Here is a 15,721-nt window from a genome sequence, read left to right on the forward strand (position 1 = left end):
TTGCCGCTTAGGCGGCCAAGGGCTTTTTTGAGGCCCGGAACGCCGGCAGGCCAACGCAACGCTAACCCACGGCGCCCGCCCCGCTTGAGATGCGGGGCATTCCAGGAGAAACTATGTCAGTTGCAAATCCCACTCGCGATGATTTCGCGAGCCTGCTCGAAGAATCTTTTTCCGCCGGCCATTCCGGCGAAGGCCAAGTCGTCAAGGGCACGATCACTGCGATCGAAAAGGACATGGCAATCATCGACGTCGGCCTCAAGGTCGAAGGTCGCGTGCCGCTGAAGGAATTCGGCGTCAAGGGCAAGGATTCGACGCTCAAGGTCGGCGACACGGTCGAAGTCTATGTCGAGCGCATCGAGAACGCGCTTGGCGAAGCGATGCTTTCGCGTGAGAAGGCCCGCCGCGAAGAGAGCTGGGTCCGTCTCGAAGAGAAGTTCACCAAGGGCGAGCGCGTCGAAGGCGTCATCTTCAACCAGGTCAAGGGCGGCTTCACCGTCGATCTCGACGGCGCCGTGGCCTTCCTGCCGCGCAGCCAGGTCGACATCCGTCCGATCCGCGACGTCTCGCCGCTGATGCACAATCCGCAGCCTTTCGAGATCCTCAAGATGGATCGCCGCCGCGGCAACATCGTGGTGTCGCGCCGCACCGTGCTCGAGGAGAGCCGCGCCGAACAGCGTTCGGAAATCGTGCAGAACCTCGAAGAGGGCCAGGTGGTCGAAGGCGTCGTCAAGAACATCACCGACTATGGTGCGTTCGTCGACCTCGGCGGCATCGACGGCCTGTTGCATGTCACCGATATGGCATGGCGCCGCGTCAACCATCCGACCGAAATCCTCAACATCGGCCAGACGGTCAAGGTGCAGATCATCCGCATCAACCAGGAAACCCACCGCATCTCGCTCGGCATGAAGCAGCTCGAGAGCGATCCGTGGTCCGAGATCGGAACGAAATTCCCGATCGGCAAGAAGATCAAGGGCACCGTCACCAACATCACTGACTACGGCGCGTTCGTCGAGCTGGAGCCGGGCATCGAGGGTCTCATCCACGTTTCGGAAATGTCGTGGACGAAGAAGAATGTACATCCCGGCAAGATCCTGTCGACGACGCAGGAAGTCGACGTGGTGGTGCTCGAGGTCGATCCGGCCAAGCGCCGCATCTCGCTCGGCCTCAAGCAGACGCTCGAGAACCCGTGGCAGGCTTTCGCCAGCAGCCATCCGGTCGGCAGCCAGGTCGAGGGCGAGGTCAAGAACAAGACCGAGTTCGGCTTGTTCATCGGCCTCGAAGGCGATGTCGACGGCATGGTCCATCTTTCCGACCTCGACTGGACCCGTCCGGGCGAGCAGGTGATCGAGGAGTACAATCGCGGCGACATCGTCAAGGCGCAGGTGCTCGACGTCGACATCGACAAGGAGCGCATCTCGCTCGGCATCAAGCAGCTGGCCAAGGATACGGCCGGCGAGGCGGCGACTTCAGGCGAACTGCGCAAGAACGCGGTCGTCACCTGCGAGGTTACCGGCGTCAAGGATGGCGGCCTGGAAGTGCGGCTGGTCGACAGCGGCATCGAGTCCTTCATCAAGCGCTCCGACCTCAGCCGTGACCGCGACGAGCAGCGCCCCGAGCGCTTCACGGTCGGCCAGAAGGTCGATGCCCGCGTCATCGCCTTCGACAAGAAGACCCGCAAGCTGCAGGTCTCGATCAAGGCGCTGGAAATCGCCGAAGAGAAGGAAGCGGTCGCCCAGTACGGCTCGACCGACTCCGGCGCTTCGCTGGGCGACATCCTGGGCGCCGCGCTGAAGAAGCAGGGTAGCTAGGTCCACTAACGCCGCGCCTCGCGCGGCCTGTTAAAAAACCCCGCCGGAGCGATCCGGCGGGGTTTTTGTTTGACCATGGTCAGAGCATCGTAACCCCAAACGTGGCAAACCGATTTTGGGAAATCCGCGCTCAAACAAAGAGATAGATCAGGCCCTGCCGTAGAGCGGCACCAGTGTGCCGCTCATCGCCAGATTGGCCGGCGAAGCGAGGTAGGCGATCGCTTCCGCCGCCGCTTCGAGGCTGACCCATTTGCCGAAATCGGCGGCCGGCATGTCAGCCCGGTTGGCCGGCGTATCGAGGGTCGAGGGCGCGACCGCATTGACCAGGATGCCCTTGCCCTTGAGTTCTTCCGCCATCGCCACCGTCATTGCCGCGACCGCTGCCTTGCTGGCGGCATAGGCGATCATGCCGGAACCGCGCCGCAGGTCGAGCCCGGCACGCGCCGTGATATTGACGATGCGGCCCGACACGGAAGATTCCAGCATTGAGCGGATCGCCGCGCGGCAGCACAGGAAGGTGGTGCGGGCGTTGGTGTCCATCATTTCGGCAAAAGACGCGGGCTCGATCTTCTCGACCGGCGCGGCGGTGAAGCCGCCGGCCAGATGGATGGATGCCCACAAATCCGTAACACTGACGAAGAACGCATCGACCTTGGCGGGATCGGCGAGATCGACATTGTGCGCCAGCCTGACGCGCTCATGTGCCGGGAAGGGAAAATGCGCGGGCGCGGCGGCATGGGCGTTCGGCACATGGCAGATCGCGCCCTGCTCCAGCAGTTTGCCGACAACCGCGCCACCGAGCGCTCCGGTGCCGCCGGTCACCACAACATGCCTGCCGTCCAGTGTATCCGTCATCTACGACCGCTCCTGTCACTCTTATGCCGCACCGCCGCCGAAGGTCGCGCCTTTCGCGCAATCACTCAACCGAAATCTTGATGACGCAGCGCCGCTTGTGCGCGTCGGAACGTCGGCCATCCGACGCGGATCGCATCCCCAGGCAGACGCTGCCACAGCACTCAATCGATGGTGATCTCGATGACATACGGCAGTCCGGTCGCCCGCGCGCGCTTGAGTGCGTCTGCCAGATGACCGATGCCGGCGAGCCGCTCGGCGGCAATGCCGTAGGCCTCGGCCAGCTTGCAGAAATCAGGCGGCGCCGGCGAGACGCCGACCGGCTCGACGCCGACATCGAGCATCGAGGTTTCGATTTCGCGATAGCCGAGATTGTTCCAGACGACGAAGATCACCGGCGCCGCAGCGTCGAGCGCGGCGCCCAGTTCCGGCAGCGTGAACTGGAAACCGCCGTCGCCGGTGAGACAAACGACCGGCGCATCAGGCACGGCAAGGGCTGCGCCGATCGCCGCCGGCGGACCATAGCCCAGCGCGCCGAAGCCGGTGGCGGCGTTGAACCAGCCGCCCGGACGGTCGTGATCGTAATAGAGGTTGGCGGCATAGACCGGCTGGGTCGAATCGCCGACGATGATCGAGCCCGGCAATGCATCGCGGATCATCTCGACGGCGCGGGTTTGCGCCTGGAGGGCCGGGGCCATTTCGGCAAAGGCTGCTTGCCTTGTCGCAGCGGCGCGAGACTGGCCGTCGCCCGATGGCGGCTGGTCCGTACCAATCTCGACAAGCAGCGCCTCGAGTGCTGCGCCGCAATCGGCATGGATCGAAATCCGGGCGGGCCGGCGGGCAAGCTGGTCGGCGCCGATGTCGACGCGGATCAGATTGGACGGCAGGACAAAGCCACCGTCGCTATATCCGTCGTAGTCGGTCGGGCCGAATTCGGTGCCGGCGGCAATGACCAGATCGGCCTCGGCCATCAATGCACGCACCGCCTTCAGACTGGGGCTGGCCGGCACGCCGAGCGGATGGCGGTGCAGCAGGCCGCGGGCATTGGCCGTCTGGACAACCGGCGCTCCCAGCCTTTCGGCAAGGCGCTGTAACGGCGCTTCGGCTCTCTTGGCGCCGCCGCCGGCAAGGACCAGCGGGCGGCGGGCAGCCGCGCAAAGTTTTGCCGCCTCTGCTATCGCCGCCGGATTCGGCTCGGGCGGCGCGACATTCGTCAGCAAAGCGGCGATGCCGCCGGCCGGCTTGACCATGATATCGGTCGGGATCTCGATGTGCACCGGGCCCGGACGCGACGACGAAAACAGGGCGAAGGCGCGGGCAAGAACGCCCGGCAGTTCGTCGGCGTCGGTAACACGGTGCGAAAACAGCGCGACCTTTTCCATCATGCCGCGCTGGTCGGGCAGTTCGTGCAGATGGCCAAGGCCCTTGCCCAGTGTCGGCGTGGCGTTGACGCCCGAGATCACCAGCATCGGAACCGAATCGGCACGGGCCTGGCCCATGGCGGTGATGGTGTTGGTCAGCCCCGGTCCGGTAATGACGAAGGCGATGCCGGGCCTGCCGCCGGCGCGCGCATAGCCGTCGGCCATGAACCCGGCGCCCTGTTCATGACGCGGGGTGACGTGGCGAATCTTCGAGCGCGCCAAGCCGCGATAGAGTTCGACCGTATGCACACCCGGAATGCCGAAGACCGTATCGACATCATGGGCTTCGAGCAAAGTGATGAGCGCTTCGCCGACTGTCGTCATTGCCTGAGCACCGGACGTGTGAGGCAGGTCGGTCCGCCCTCGCAGGCGATGCACAGTGCGTCCGCCTCGAAGGTTGAAACCCTGCAGCCGGCGGCCGCCATGGCCGCCGCCGTCTTCGGGAAGCCGGCAACGGCGATCACCTCGCGCGGCGCGGTCGGCAGCACATTGAGGCTGAGGCCGTTGGAGGCGAAGAACTCCCCGGCGTCGCCTTCGACCAGGCGAATGCTTCGCGCCCGCAGCATCTGGTAGAAGGCAGCCGGCAAAAGCGGTGCATAGACCAGCGCCAGATCGTCGGCCAGCGGACTGATCACCGACATCAGATGCAGGCAGGCGTCCTCGCCATGCCAGAGCGGCAGGTCGTAGCCGTAGACCTCGCTTGCGGCGGACCGCATCAGCACGCGCTGCAGGGGCCCGGCCATGGACTGCGACCCGTATGCTTTACCCACCAAGTGCTCCTGAACCATCCCATCCAGCCAATAGCCACTCAGCGAGCAGTGATCAATGGTCCAAAAAGCATGGTTGACGGAGGCAAGCGGAACGGTACATCTTGAGAATGAGAAGTCTGTCCAGTGATGGTAATGGGTAAAAAATTCCAGCAGCGACGGGTCCGGCCATTTCGTGAGGCACCGCAAAGGTGATAGCGCAAGGCACCGCCCCCGCCCTGAAGTACACGGCGCAGAACGACGCCGCCGAAGCCATCCATGTCGAGAACCTGCATAAACGATTCGGCGAACTGCATGTGCTGAAAGGCGTTTCGCTGTCGGCGCGCGACGGCGAGGTCATCGCCATCATTGGCGGCAGCGGCTCGGGAAAATCGACCCTGCTGCGCTGCATCAATTGCCTGGAGAACCCGACCAGCGGGATCGTTCGCGTCAATGGCGAGGAGATCCGGATGAAGGCCGACAGTCACGGCCACACCGTTCCCGCCGACCGCAAGCAGATCGAGCGCATCCGCTCCAAGCTCGGCATGGTTTTCCAGAATTTCAATCTGTGGAGCCACATGACACTGATCGAGAACGTCATCGAGGTTCCCGTGCATGTTCTGGGCGTCAAGCGCGATGTGGCCATCGCCGAGGCGGAAAAGCTGCTTGCCCGCGTCGGCCTGGCCGAAAAGCGCGATGTCTATCCGGCCTATCTGTCAGGCGGCCAGCAGCAGCGTGCGGCCATCGCCCGGGCGCTGGCCATCAATCCGCGCGTCATGCTGTTTGACGAGCCGACCTCGGCGCTCGACCCGGAACTGATCGGCGAGGTGCTGAAGGTGATCGGCGACCTGGCACGCGAAGGCCGCACCATGGTGCTGGTCACCCATGAGATGAAGTTCGCCCGCGAGGTCGCGACGCATGTCGTCTACCTCTACAACGGACTGGTCGAGGAAGAAGGGCCGCCGGAGCAGATCTTCGGCGCACCGAAATCCGAAAGGCTGAAGCAATTCATCCGCAACATCGGTTAAGCCGAGGCGGACGAAAAACGGGAACAACAACAAACTGGGAGTTTTTGGCATGAAGACCGTTCTGAAAACATTTGCCGCAGCACTTCTGCTCGGCGTCGCCGCGATGAGCATGGCAAAGGCCGAGCCGGTCAAGATCGGCGTCGCTGCCGAACCCTATCCGCCGTTCACCTCGCCGGATGCTTCCGGCAAATGGGTTGGCTGGGAGATCGAATTCATCGACGCGGTCTGCGCCGAGCAGAAACTCGATTGCGTCATCACCCCCGTCGCCTGGGACGGAATCATCCCGGCGCTGACGACCAAGAAGATCGACGTCATCGCCAGTTCCATGTCGATCACCGACGAGCGCAAGAAGACGATCGACTTCTCCGACAAATATTACAACACCCCGACAGCCATCATCGGACCGAAGGACCAGAAGTTCGGCGCTAGCCCGGAAGATCTCAAGGGCAAGGTCATCGGCGTGCAAGTTTCGACCGTGCATGCCGACTACGTCAAGAAGCACTTCACCGAAGCCGCGGAAATCAAGGAATATCAGACCCAGGACGAAGCCAATCAGGATCTTGCCGCCGGCCGTGTCGATGCCGTGCAGGCCGATTCCATCGCGCTCGATGCCTTCCTGAAATCGGATCAGGGCAAGCAATGCTGCGATCTGAAGGGCACGGTCGCGCCGGATCTGGCGATCCTCGGGCCCGGCGTCGGCGCCGGTGTCCGCAAGGAGGACACCGAGTTGAAGGAGAAGATCAACGCCGGCATCAAGGCGATCCGCGCCAACGGCAAATATGACGAGATTTCGAAGAAATACTTCGATTTCGACATCTATGGCGCCGACCCACAGTCGAATTGACGGCGTGCATCCCCGAGCGAACAACCACGCGGCGCAGCCAGCGTGCCGTGTGGCTTCGTCGAACTCTACCTATGCAAGCTTTCCGCTGACGGCATCGCCGGTGGTTTTGGCGCCAGCAATTCGGGGGCGACGCTGATCGACGCATTTCTTCCGGCCTCTGTGGCCCGCATCATCGAACTGCTTTCGCCGACGCCACCCGGTTGGGGCGGAACGCTTCTGGTCGGACTGCTCCACTCGGTCGAGATCGCTGCCGGTGCGTTCGGTCTCGGCCTCGTCATCGGNCGGAACGCTTCTGGTCGGACTGCTCCACTCGGTCGAGATCGCTGCCGGTGCGTTCGGTCTCGGCCTCGTCATCGGCATTTGCGGTGCGTATGGCAAGCTCTATGGCGGGCCTGTGGTGCGCGATCTGCTGGCAGTCTATACGACGATCGTCCGCGCCGTGCCGGAGCTAGTGCTGATCCTGCTGCTCTATTATGCCGGCACCGATTTGATCAACCAGTTGCTGACGGCAATGGGATATCAGCGCATCGATATCAGCGGGCTGGTGGCCGGCATTGCCGTGCTCGGCTTCGTCCAGGGCGCATATTCGACCGAGGTGATGCGCGGCGCGATCCTTGCCATCCCGCAGGGACAGATCGAAGCCGCGCGCGCCTATGGCATGTCTCCCGGCCTGCTGCTGCGACGCATCACCCTGCCGGCGATGCTGCCTTTCGCCATACCGGGCCTTGCCAATCTCTGGCTGATCGCCACCAAGGACACCGCCCTGCTGGCGGTCGTCGGCTTCTTCGAACTGACATTGGCGACGCGGCAAGCAGCGGGCGTAACCAAAGCCTATCTTACCTTCTTCCTCGCCGCGGGCGTGATCTATCTTCTGTTGACGCTGGTCTCCAATCTAATCATCGGCCGCATCGAGGTCTGGGCTCGGCGCGGCATGCCCTCGCTCAAGGAGGCGCGTTGATGGCTGTCGAAACGACCATCGTCAACGTAGCCGCCCGCGCGTCGCTGTGGTTGCAGCCGCACCGCATCGTGCTGATTGTGACTGGACTGGCGCTGGTTTTCGCGGCCGCTTTTTTCATGCGCTGGGACTGGCTGCCGCAATATTACGAAATGGCGCTTGTCGGCCTCTGGCGTACGCTCTGGATCCTCGCCGTCACCTGCACACTGGGCTTCCTGCTCGCCGTGCCGCTCGGATTGGCGCAGGCTGCCGGCCCGTTCTGGCTCGCGGCGCCTGCAAAGGCCTTCTGCACCGTCATCAGGGGAACGCCACTGCTGCTGCAGCTCTGGCTGCTCTACTATGGGCTCGGCTCGCTGTTTCCACAGTACCCATGGGTACGCGAGTCCTGGATGTGGCCGTATCTCAGGCAAGCATGGCCCTACGGCGTCCTGGCGCTGACCTTGTCCTTCGCCGGTTACGAGGGGGAAGTGATGCGGGGTGCCTTCGCCGGGGTGCCGAAAGGACAGTTGGAAGCGGCGCGCGCCTTCGGCATGAGCCGCTGGAAGATCCTGCGGCGGATCTGGCTGCCACAAGCCTTCTACCGGGCGCTGCCGACGCTGACCGGCGAAACCGTGCTGCAACTGAAATCGACGCCGCTGGTGGCGACCATCAGCGTGATCGACATATTCGCCGTCTCGTCAAAGGTGCGGCAGAGCACGTTCCTCACCTATGAACCCTTGCTGCTCCTGGCGTTGATCTATATGGCGATCACCGGCATCCTGGTCTTCGCCCTCGGCAAGATCGAGGCGCGGATCCCGAACAAAATTGGTTAGGGAGGAGCGAATAGGAGTAGCGAATAGCGAATAGTTCGCTGATTTCCTCTACTCCCTATTCGCTACTCGCTAGAGCTTCAGGGCAGCTAAAGATGCAACTCAGTCTCGACCAGGCGACAGGGCTGTGCCGGATGGCGGCGCTCGGCGCCGGCGCCAATGAGGAAGCGGCGCAGTCGCTTGCAGCCTCCGTCGTGGCGGCCGAGGCAGAAGGTCTGTCGACGGTCGGACTGTCGCATTTCATCGACTATCTCGAAGCGCTGGAGGCCGGCCGCATCGATGGCAAGGCCGAGCCGGTCATCACCAGGCCGGCTTTGGCGATCTATCTCTCCGACGCGCGCGGCGGTCTGGCGCATACCGGCTTCGACCGCACCATCGACGATCTCGCCAAGGCGGCGCGCCTGTTCGGCGTTGCCATCCTTTCGCAGAAGAACGCCTATACATGCGGCGCGCTCGGCTATTTCACAGGACGGCTGGCCGCGCAGGGGCTGGTATCCTTCGCCGCGACCAATGGACCGGCCGTGCTTGCCGGCTCCGGCTCGGTCAAGCCGGTCTATTGCACCAACCCGATGTCCTTCGCTGCGCCCGCCGCCGACGGTGCGCCGCTGGTGATCGACCAGTCGTCGAGCGCCACTGCCTTTGTCAACATCCGCAAGGCGGCTGACGACGGCAAGAGAATTCCAGAAGGCTGGGCCTTGGACGCGAGCGGCAACCCGACCACCGATCCCGCCGCCGCCATGAAAGGCGCGATGCTTGCATTCGGCGGCCAGCGTGGCGCCAACATCGCGCTGATGGTCGAAGTGCTGGCGGCGGGCCTGTCGGGCGCCAACTGGTCACTCGATGCGCCATGGTTCACCGACGGACCGGACAGTCCCGGAACCGGCCTCTTCGTGCTGGCCGTCGAGCCCAAGCTGCTCGATCCAAATTTCGAGAAGCGCATGAAAGATCAACTCGACCGGTTGCACCGCCGCTACGGCGTGCATGTCCCCGGCCGTGCCCGGGCCGAAGCGGCGGAGAAGGCAGCGGCACGGGGCATAACGGCTCCGAAAGCCGTGGTGCAGCGCATCTCCGAATTCGCCGCCCGGTATTCTTCCTGAAGACGTCCACACCTTCGGATAGTTGATCGCGCGACAGCGGGCGTACTTGCTCGTCGAACCACGTTTCGGAAACAGCCGGAAACCCTCGCGTCGGCTGGGTTTATCCGGGCTCTCCGCATCTGACCCGTAACATGCATTTCCCGGTCAACTTTTGTTCATTTGACTTTGACTGGGGTGGCGGCTGTTTGCGTGGATCAGCAGAAGAGGAACCCCAATGGCCGCAAGCACCCACAATCCCAGCACCAATCTTGTCGTTCCGGCCCTTGGCAGCCTCTATGCGGCGCTGAACACTACCTCTGAAACCATCCTGCGCGCCGTGGCCGGCATCTTCCTCACCATCCATGGCTCTGGCAAGATCATCGACCCGCTCGGCGCCGCCGAGATGGTCGAAGGCCTCGGCTTCTATCCTGGCGCGTTCTGGTCGGTGCTGCTGGCCTGCACCGAGTTCTTCGGCGGCATTTTCATCGCCATCGGTCTCTTGACCCGCCCGGCCGCCTTCGCCGGAATGTTCGTGCTCCTGGTCACCGTCTGGTTCCACTGGGTCACCCTGGGCGAGGGCTTTTCGGGTGCCGAAAAATCGCTGCTGTGGGCGGCGATACTGTTCTTCTTCGTCATCCGCGGCGGCAACCGCCAATCGGTCGACGCGCGCATCGGCAGGGCGTTCTGAACCAGCCGACACCGCGGCAAACGGCGACAAAGGATCGCCCTTTGCCTTCGGCGCGAAACGGATTATGAACGGCTTCAGCCAAGCCCAGTAGATCTGGAAAGCGCGCCGGAGCCAGCCATGACCGAAATCCTGCAGACCCCAAAGCTCGTTGTCGTGTTCGGCGGCTCCGGCTTTGTCGGCCGCCATGTGGTGCGGGCGCTGGCCCGGCGTGGCTATCGCATCAGGGTCGCCTGCCGCCGGCCCGATCTCGCCGGCCATCTGCAACCGCTCGGCAATGTCGGCCAGATCCAGCCGGTGCAGGCCAATATTCGCGTGCGCTGGTCGGTCGACCGCGCCGTGCAGGGCGCCGACCATGTCGTCAATTTGGTAGCCATCCTGCATGAGAGCGGCCGGCAGAAGTTCACGCCCGTCCACGAGTTCGGCGCCCACGCGATCGCCGAAGCGGCGCGCGCCGTCGACGCCGGGCTCACCCATATCTCGGCGCTGGGCGCCGATCTGAACGCGCAATCCGAGTATGCGCGCACCAAGGCGCTCGGTGAAAAAGCGGTCCTGGAGACGATCGAGGATGCGGTCATCTTGCGGCCCTCGATCAATTTCGGCCCCGAGGACAGCTTCTTCAACCGCTTCGCCGGCATGGCGCGCTATTCGCCGGTCCTGCCTCTGATCGGCGGCGGGCGGACCAAATTCCAGCCGGTCTATGTCGGCGATGTCGCCGAAGCGGTGGCGCGCTCGGTCGACGGCAAAGTCCAGGGTGGCCGGATCTACGAGCTAGGCGGACCTCAGGTGCTCACCTTCAAGCAATGCATGCAGGAAATGCTTGCCATGATCGACCGCAAGCGGTTGCTGGTGTCGGTGCCGTGGTGGGTGGCGAACATACAGGCATCGATCCTTGGGCTTTTGCCCAATCCGCTGCTGACCAAGGATCAGGTCCTGCAGTTGCGCGGGGACAACATCGTCTCGGAAGCGGCCATCAGGGAAAACCGGACGCTCGCCGGTCTCGATATCCAGCCACAGTCGATCGGCAGCATCCTGCCGAGCTATCTCTGGCGCTACCGGCCCGCCGGCCAGTTCCAGCGCAAGACGGCGGAATAGCCAATCAGGCGGCTCGCTAAAGCGCGTCGCGTTTGACCGGCCTCATGCGACGCGCTTTAGGTTATTGTCTCATGCATGTCGTTTTCGCAAAACCGCTGCACACCCTCGGTTCAAGCCCGAGGGCATGCTTTTGCGCGACATGCATTAAAGCCGCCGCGTGACCTGCATCGGCAAGCCGCCCTGTGGTTGCGTCGTCAGTTTCTGCACCGGCCACGGTTTGGTCTCGGCGGTGGTATCGAAGCGGAAGCGCGACAGCATGATCGCCAGAGCGATGATCGCCTCCTGCATGGCAAAGCTGGCGCCGATGCAGACGCGAGGACCGGCGCCGAACGGTAAATACTGAAAACGGTCGATCTTCTCGCGATTTCCCGGATGGAAACGTTCGGGCATGAAGGCGTCGGGCCTGTCCCACAACTTGCGATGGCGGTGGACGACCCAGGGCATGACCAGCACCGCGGCACGCCTCGGTATGTAGAGGCCGTTCCAGGTTTCGGGCTCGATCGGCTCGCGGTTGATCGACGGCGCCGGCGGATAGAGCCTGAGCGCCTCGTCGAAGGCGGCGCGGGTGAACGGCATGGCGTCGAGCCACTTTGTCGGGTCGGGCTCGCGCGCCAGCACGGCGTCGATCTCGCGCTCGACCTTTTCGCGCTCCCAATGTGCTTCGGCCAGGCAATAGAGCGTCCAGACGAGCGCACGCGCGGTGGTCTCGTGACCGGCGCCGATGAAGGTGATGATGTTGTCCTCGACCTCGGCGCGCGTCAGCCCGTCCGGTCCCTCCGCCTTGAGCAAAAGCGTGAGGAAATCCTGCGGCACCTTGTCCGGATCGTGCTTGACCCGCTCTTCGCGCATCTTGACGGTGTCGGTGACGATCTTGCGGAAGTAGGCCATGGTTTTGCGGCCGCGAATGCGGGTCAGGCGCGGCAGCCAGTGTGGCGCCCGCAACAGGTCGAGCGGATCGACGCGGCCCATGGTTTCGAACAGCCGGTCGATCTCCTTGGCGAAGCTGCCCGGCTCACCCGATATCTCACCGGAAAACAGTGTCTCGGCCAGGATGTCAAAGGTAAGCAGCGTCATGTCGTGGGCGATGTCCGACGTGCCGCCGCCCTCGTAGCGGGTGACGAACTCCCGCGTACGCCTCAGCATCGGCTCGGCAAAACCGAAGATGTGGCGCGGCGTGAACACCGGCGCCATCGCCTTGCGTGAACGCCGCCAGACCTCACCCTCGGCGGTCAGCAGGCCGTCGCGCAGGATCGGCCGCAGGATCATCTGGCGCACCGTCGCCATCTTGTAGTTTTTGGCATTGTCGACCAGCACGTGGCGAATGAGGCCGGGATCGTTGGCGATGACCAGCGGCCCGCCGATGCCGGTCACCGAAATCCAAGGCTGGTTGTAGGTCGGCTCGCCCCACAGTTCGAGCGGATTGCGATAGACGATGCGGATCATCTCCAGCGTCGAAGGCGGCGACGTGCGCGGCTTCGGCGCCGGTGGGACAAAGGGGGCGGGCTGACTGTCCATGGCGTGCTCCGCTGGTGAACTTAATGTAGTGGCTGGCAAGCCAAGCGTCCATGTTGCTGAACGGCAAGGGCGAAGGGCCCGCTCTCCGGAAATGTCACCGGGGCACAGGAGAGTAGATGATCGTCGGGAACAGGTCGGCCCGCTCTTGTGCGGCCGCTCTGTTCCCAAAACCGGTTCCACTTTTTGGGTCCGATGCCGTGGCCCGCCAGGCGTGCTCTTCTTCCATTCGGAAATGCTTGCAAACCTTGGAAAAACCGCCTTTTGCACCTATATCTGGGCCATCAAGGACGCGCGATTCGGAGCCGATTTTTTGCGCTGGATGTGCGGCATCAATCAGACAGGTTTTCATGAGCGATCAGATCGACAACGCCAGCGGCGCTGAGGCCGAGTACGGCGCCGATTCCATCAAGGTTTTGAAGGGCTTGGACGCCGTCCGCAAGCGGCCCGGCATGTATATCGGCGATACCGACGACGGCTCGGGCCTGCATCACATGGTCTATGAGGTCGTCGACAACGCTATCGACGAGGCGCTGGCCGGCCATGCCGACCTCGTCACGGTGACGCTTAATCCCGACGGTTCGGTGACGGTCATCGACAATGGCCGTGGCATTCCGACCGATATCCACACCGGCGAAGGCATTTCGGCGGCCGAAGTGATCATGACGCAGCTGCATGCCGGCGGCAAGTTCGACCAGAACTCCTACAAGGTGTCCGGTGGCCTCCACGGCGTCGGCGTCTCGGTCGTCAACGCGCTGTCGGCCTGGCTGAAGCTGAAAATCCGCCGCAACGGCCAGATCTACGAGATGAGCTTCTCGCATGGCAATGCCGACGGACCGCTGAGGGTCACCGGCAGCTATGAGCAGCGCAAGGTTGCCGGCACCTATGAGGGGCGCAGCGGCAGCGAGATCACCTTCTTTCCGTCGACCGAGACCTTCACCATGGTCGAGTTCGACTTCGGCACGCTGGAGCACCGGCTGCGCGAACTCGCCTTCCTGAATTCTGGCGTGCGCATCATTTTGACCGATGCCCGCCATGCCGACGTCGTGCGCCATGAGCTGCACTATGATGGCGGGCTCGAGGAGTTCGTCAGATATCTCGACCGCGTCAAGAAGCCGCTGATCGACAAGCCGATTGCGATCAAGGCCGAGCGCGACGGTATCACCGTCGAAGTCGCCATGTGGTGGAACGACAGCTACCACGAGAACGTGCTGGCCTTCACCAACAACATTCCGCAGCGCGACGGCGGCACGCATCTTGCCGGTTTCCGCGGCGCGCTGACGCGCCAGATTACCGGCTATGGCGAATCCACGGGCCTCACCAAAAAGGAGAAGGTGACGCTGATCGGCGACGATTGCCGCGAAGGACTGACGGCCGTGCTGTCGGTCAAGGTTCCCGACCCGAAATTCTCCTCGCAGACCAAGGACAAGCTGGTCTCGTCCGAAGTCCGTCCGGTGGTGGAAGGGCTCGTCAACGAGGCGCTCGGCACCTGGCTCGAAGAGCACCCGACCGAGGGCAAGGTGGTCATCGAGAAGGTCATCCAGGCGGCAGCGGCGCGCGAAGCCGCGCGCAAGGCGCGCGACATCACCCGCAAGAGCTCGCTCGGCGTCACTTCGCTGCCCGGCAAACTGGCCGACTGCCAGGAACGCGACCCGGCGAAGTCCGAAATCTTCATCGTCGAGGGCGACAGCGCCGGCGGCTCGGCCAAGGGCGGCCGTTCGCGCCAGAACCAGGCCATTCTTCCGCTGCGCGGCAAGATCCTCAACGTCGAGCGGGCCCGATTCGACCGTATGCTCGGCTCCGACATGATCGGCACGCTGATCACCGCGCTCGGCACCTCGATCGGCAAGGACGAGTTCAACGCAGACAAATTGCGCTACCACAAGATCATCCTGATGACCGACGCCGACGTCGACGGCGCCCACATCCGCACCTTGCTGCTGACCTTCTTCTTCCGGCAGATGCCAGAGCTGATCGAGCGCGGGCATCTCTACATCGCCCAGCCGCCGCTCTACAAAGTGACGCGCGGCAAGAGCTCGCAATACATCAAGGACGAAAGCGCCTTCGAGGAATTCCTGATCGGCTCAGGGCTGGAAGAGGCGTCGCTTGCGCTCAGCACCGGCGAGGTGCGGGCCGGGCAGGACCTGCGCAGCGCCATCGACGATGCACTGGCGGTGCGCCAGCTCATCAACGGGCTGCACACCCGCTATAACAGAGGCGTGGTCGAGCAGGCGGCGATCGCCGGCGCGCTCAATCCGGATGTCTTCGTCGATCTCGGCCGGGCCAACGCGATGGCCGAGCGTGTCGCCCGGCGCCTCGACATCATCGCCGAGGACACCGAACGCGGCTGGACCGGCCGCATGTCGACCTCAAACGAAGGGGTCGGCGGTTATGTGTTCGAGCGCACGGTGCGCAGCGTCAAGGAGTTCGCGCATCTCGATCTGGCGCTGATCAATTCGGCCGACGCCCGCCAACTCGACCGCTATGCGCCGCGCCTCGCAGAAGTCTACGGCGAGCCGCCGGTGCTGCGCCGCAAGGATGTATCGGAAACTATCTCTGGACCGCTGGCGCTGCTCAATGCCGTGTTTGCCACCGGCCGCAAGGGCCTGACCATGCAGCGCTACAAGGGCCTTGGCGAAATGAACGCCGAGCAGCTCTGGGAGACCACGCTCGACCCGAATGTGCGCTCGCTGCTGCAGGTCAAGGTCAATGACGCAACGGACGCCGACTCCCTGTTTTCGCGGCTGATGGGCGACGAAGTCGAGCCCAGGCGCGAGTTCATCCAGGAAAACGCGCTGTCGGTCGCCAACCTGGACATTTAAAGCCCAAGCAGCTGCTCAGCTTCGGACACTTAAGGCATTGGTAGGCCCAGGCCCACCAACGATCC

The 15,721-nt window shown here is 63.6% G+C and carries 13 protein-coding genes and 1 pseudogene; 9 read left to right on the forward strand and 5 right to left on the reverse strand.

Annotated elements, in window-relative coordinates:
* The first annotated feature begins 113 nt into the window (after window positions 1-113).
* Window positions 114-1,811 carry a 30S ribosomal protein S1 gene (gene rpsA, locus X738_RS45945; protein ID WP_023796776.1) on the forward strand — a complete coding sequence of 566 codons (1,698 nt, stop codon included), beginning with the start codon at window positions 114-116 and terminating at the stop codon, window positions 1,809-1,811.
* A gap of 147 nt (window positions 1,812-1,958) precedes the next feature.
* Here rpsA and X738_RS45950 read toward each other — a convergent pair whose 3' ends face one another.
* The 3 genes and pseudogenes from X738_RS45950 to X738_RS45960 all read right to left on the reverse strand — a co-directional run.
* Entirely contained in the window at window positions 1,959-2,666 is a 708-nt protein-coding gene (locus X738_RS45950) for an SDR family NAD(P)-dependent oxidoreductase (protein ID WP_023796777.1), read from the reverse strand.
* A 161-nt stretch (window positions 2,667-2,827) separates the two neighbouring features.
* The gene (locus X738_RS45955; RefSeq protein WP_023796778.1) at window positions 2,828-4,408 is read right to left on the reverse strand and encodes a 5-guanidino-2-oxopentanoate decarboxylase; all 1,581 of its coding nucleotides are present in this window, start codon (window positions 4,406-4,408) and stop codon (window positions 2,828-2,830) included.
* Window positions 4,405-4,782: pseudogene (locus X738_RS45960) on the reverse strand (amidinotransferase); the annotation flags it as partial. The gene X738_RS45955 and the pseudogene X738_RS45960, both read right to left, overlap by 4 nt.
* A 263-nt stretch (window positions 4,783-5,045) precedes the next feature.
* Between X738_RS45960 and X738_RS45965 the strand changes: the two are divergent.
* From X738_RS45965 to X738_RS45995, 7 genes are all read left to right on the forward strand, one after another.
* A complete protein-coding gene (locus X738_RS45965; RefSeq protein ID WP_036261459.1) occupies window positions 5,046-5,858 on the forward strand; it encodes an ABC transporter ATP-binding protein in 813 nt (270 codons plus the stop codon).
* Window positions 5,859-5,907: 49 nt separating this feature from the next.
* Complete coding sequence (locus tag X738_RS45970; protein ID WP_023796781.1) at window positions 5,908-6,702, forward strand: transporter substrate-binding domain-containing protein; 795 nt, start codon at window positions 5,908-5,910, stop codon at window positions 6,700-6,702.
* 292 nt (window positions 6,703-6,994) lie between these two features.
* Window positions 6,995-7,660 (forward strand): ABC transporter permease, encoded by a 666-nt coding sequence (locus X738_RS45975; protein ID WP_023796782.1) that lies wholly within the window; start codon window positions 6,995-6,997, stop codon window positions 7,658-7,660.
* Window positions 7,660-8,469 (forward strand): ABC transporter permease, encoded by an 810-nt coding sequence (locus X738_RS45980; protein ID WP_023796783.1) that lies wholly within the window; start codon window positions 7,660-7,662, stop codon window positions 8,467-8,469. The genes X738_RS45975 and X738_RS45980 overlap by 1 nt, the downstream gene beginning before the upstream one ends.
* 92 nt (window positions 8,470-8,561) lie before the next feature.
* Window positions 8,562-9,563, forward strand: coding sequence for an Ldh family oxidoreductase (locus tag X738_RS45985; RefSeq protein WP_023796784.1), 1,002 nt, complete (start codon window positions 8,562-8,564; stop codon window positions 9,561-9,563).
* A gap of 214 nt (window positions 9,564-9,777) precedes the next feature.
* Window positions 9,778-10,230 carry a DoxX family protein gene (locus X738_RS45990; protein ID WP_023796785.1) on the forward strand — a complete coding sequence of 151 codons (453 nt, stop codon included), beginning with the start codon at window positions 9,778-9,780 and terminating at the stop codon, window positions 10,228-10,230.
* A 117-nt stretch (window positions 10,231-10,347) separates the two neighbouring features.
* Complete coding sequence (locus tag X738_RS45995) at window positions 10,348-11,322, forward strand: complex I NDUFA9 subunit family protein (RefSeq protein ID WP_023796786.1); 975 nt, start codon at window positions 10,348-10,350, stop codon at window positions 11,320-11,322.
* 144 nt (window positions 11,323-11,466) lie between these two features.
* Here the strand turns inward: X738_RS45995 and X738_RS46000 are convergent, their stop codons facing one another.
* Both X738_RS46000 and X738_RS84455 read right to left on the reverse strand, forming a co-directional pair.
* Window positions 11,467-12,837, reverse strand: a complete 1,371-nt coding sequence (locus X738_RS46000; protein WP_023796787.1) for a cytochrome P450 — start codon at window positions 12,835-12,837, stop codon at window positions 11,467-11,469.
* A 94-nt stretch (window positions 12,838-12,931) separates the two neighbouring features.
* Window positions 12,932-13,186 (reverse strand): hypothetical protein, encoded by a 255-nt coding sequence (locus X738_RS84455; RefSeq protein WP_128172917.1) that lies wholly within the window; start codon window positions 13,184-13,186, stop codon window positions 12,932-12,934.
* On the opposite strand from X738_RS84455, the gene gyrB reads away from it, so the two are divergent.
* A complete protein-coding gene (gyrB, locus tag X738_RS46005; RefSeq protein ID WP_023796788.1) occupies window positions 13,185-15,656 on the forward strand; it encodes a DNA topoisomerase (ATP-hydrolyzing) subunit B in 2,472 nt (823 codons plus the stop codon). The two genes, X738_RS84455 and gyrB, sit on opposite strands and share 2 nt — an antisense overlap.
* Window positions 15,657-15,721: the final 65 nt, after the last annotated feature.

This window comes from Mesorhizobium sp. L48C026A00 (assembly GCF_000502375.1).
GTDB lineage: Bacteria > Pseudomonadota > Alphaproteobacteria > Rhizobiales > Rhizobiaceae > Mesorhizobium > Mesorhizobium muleiense.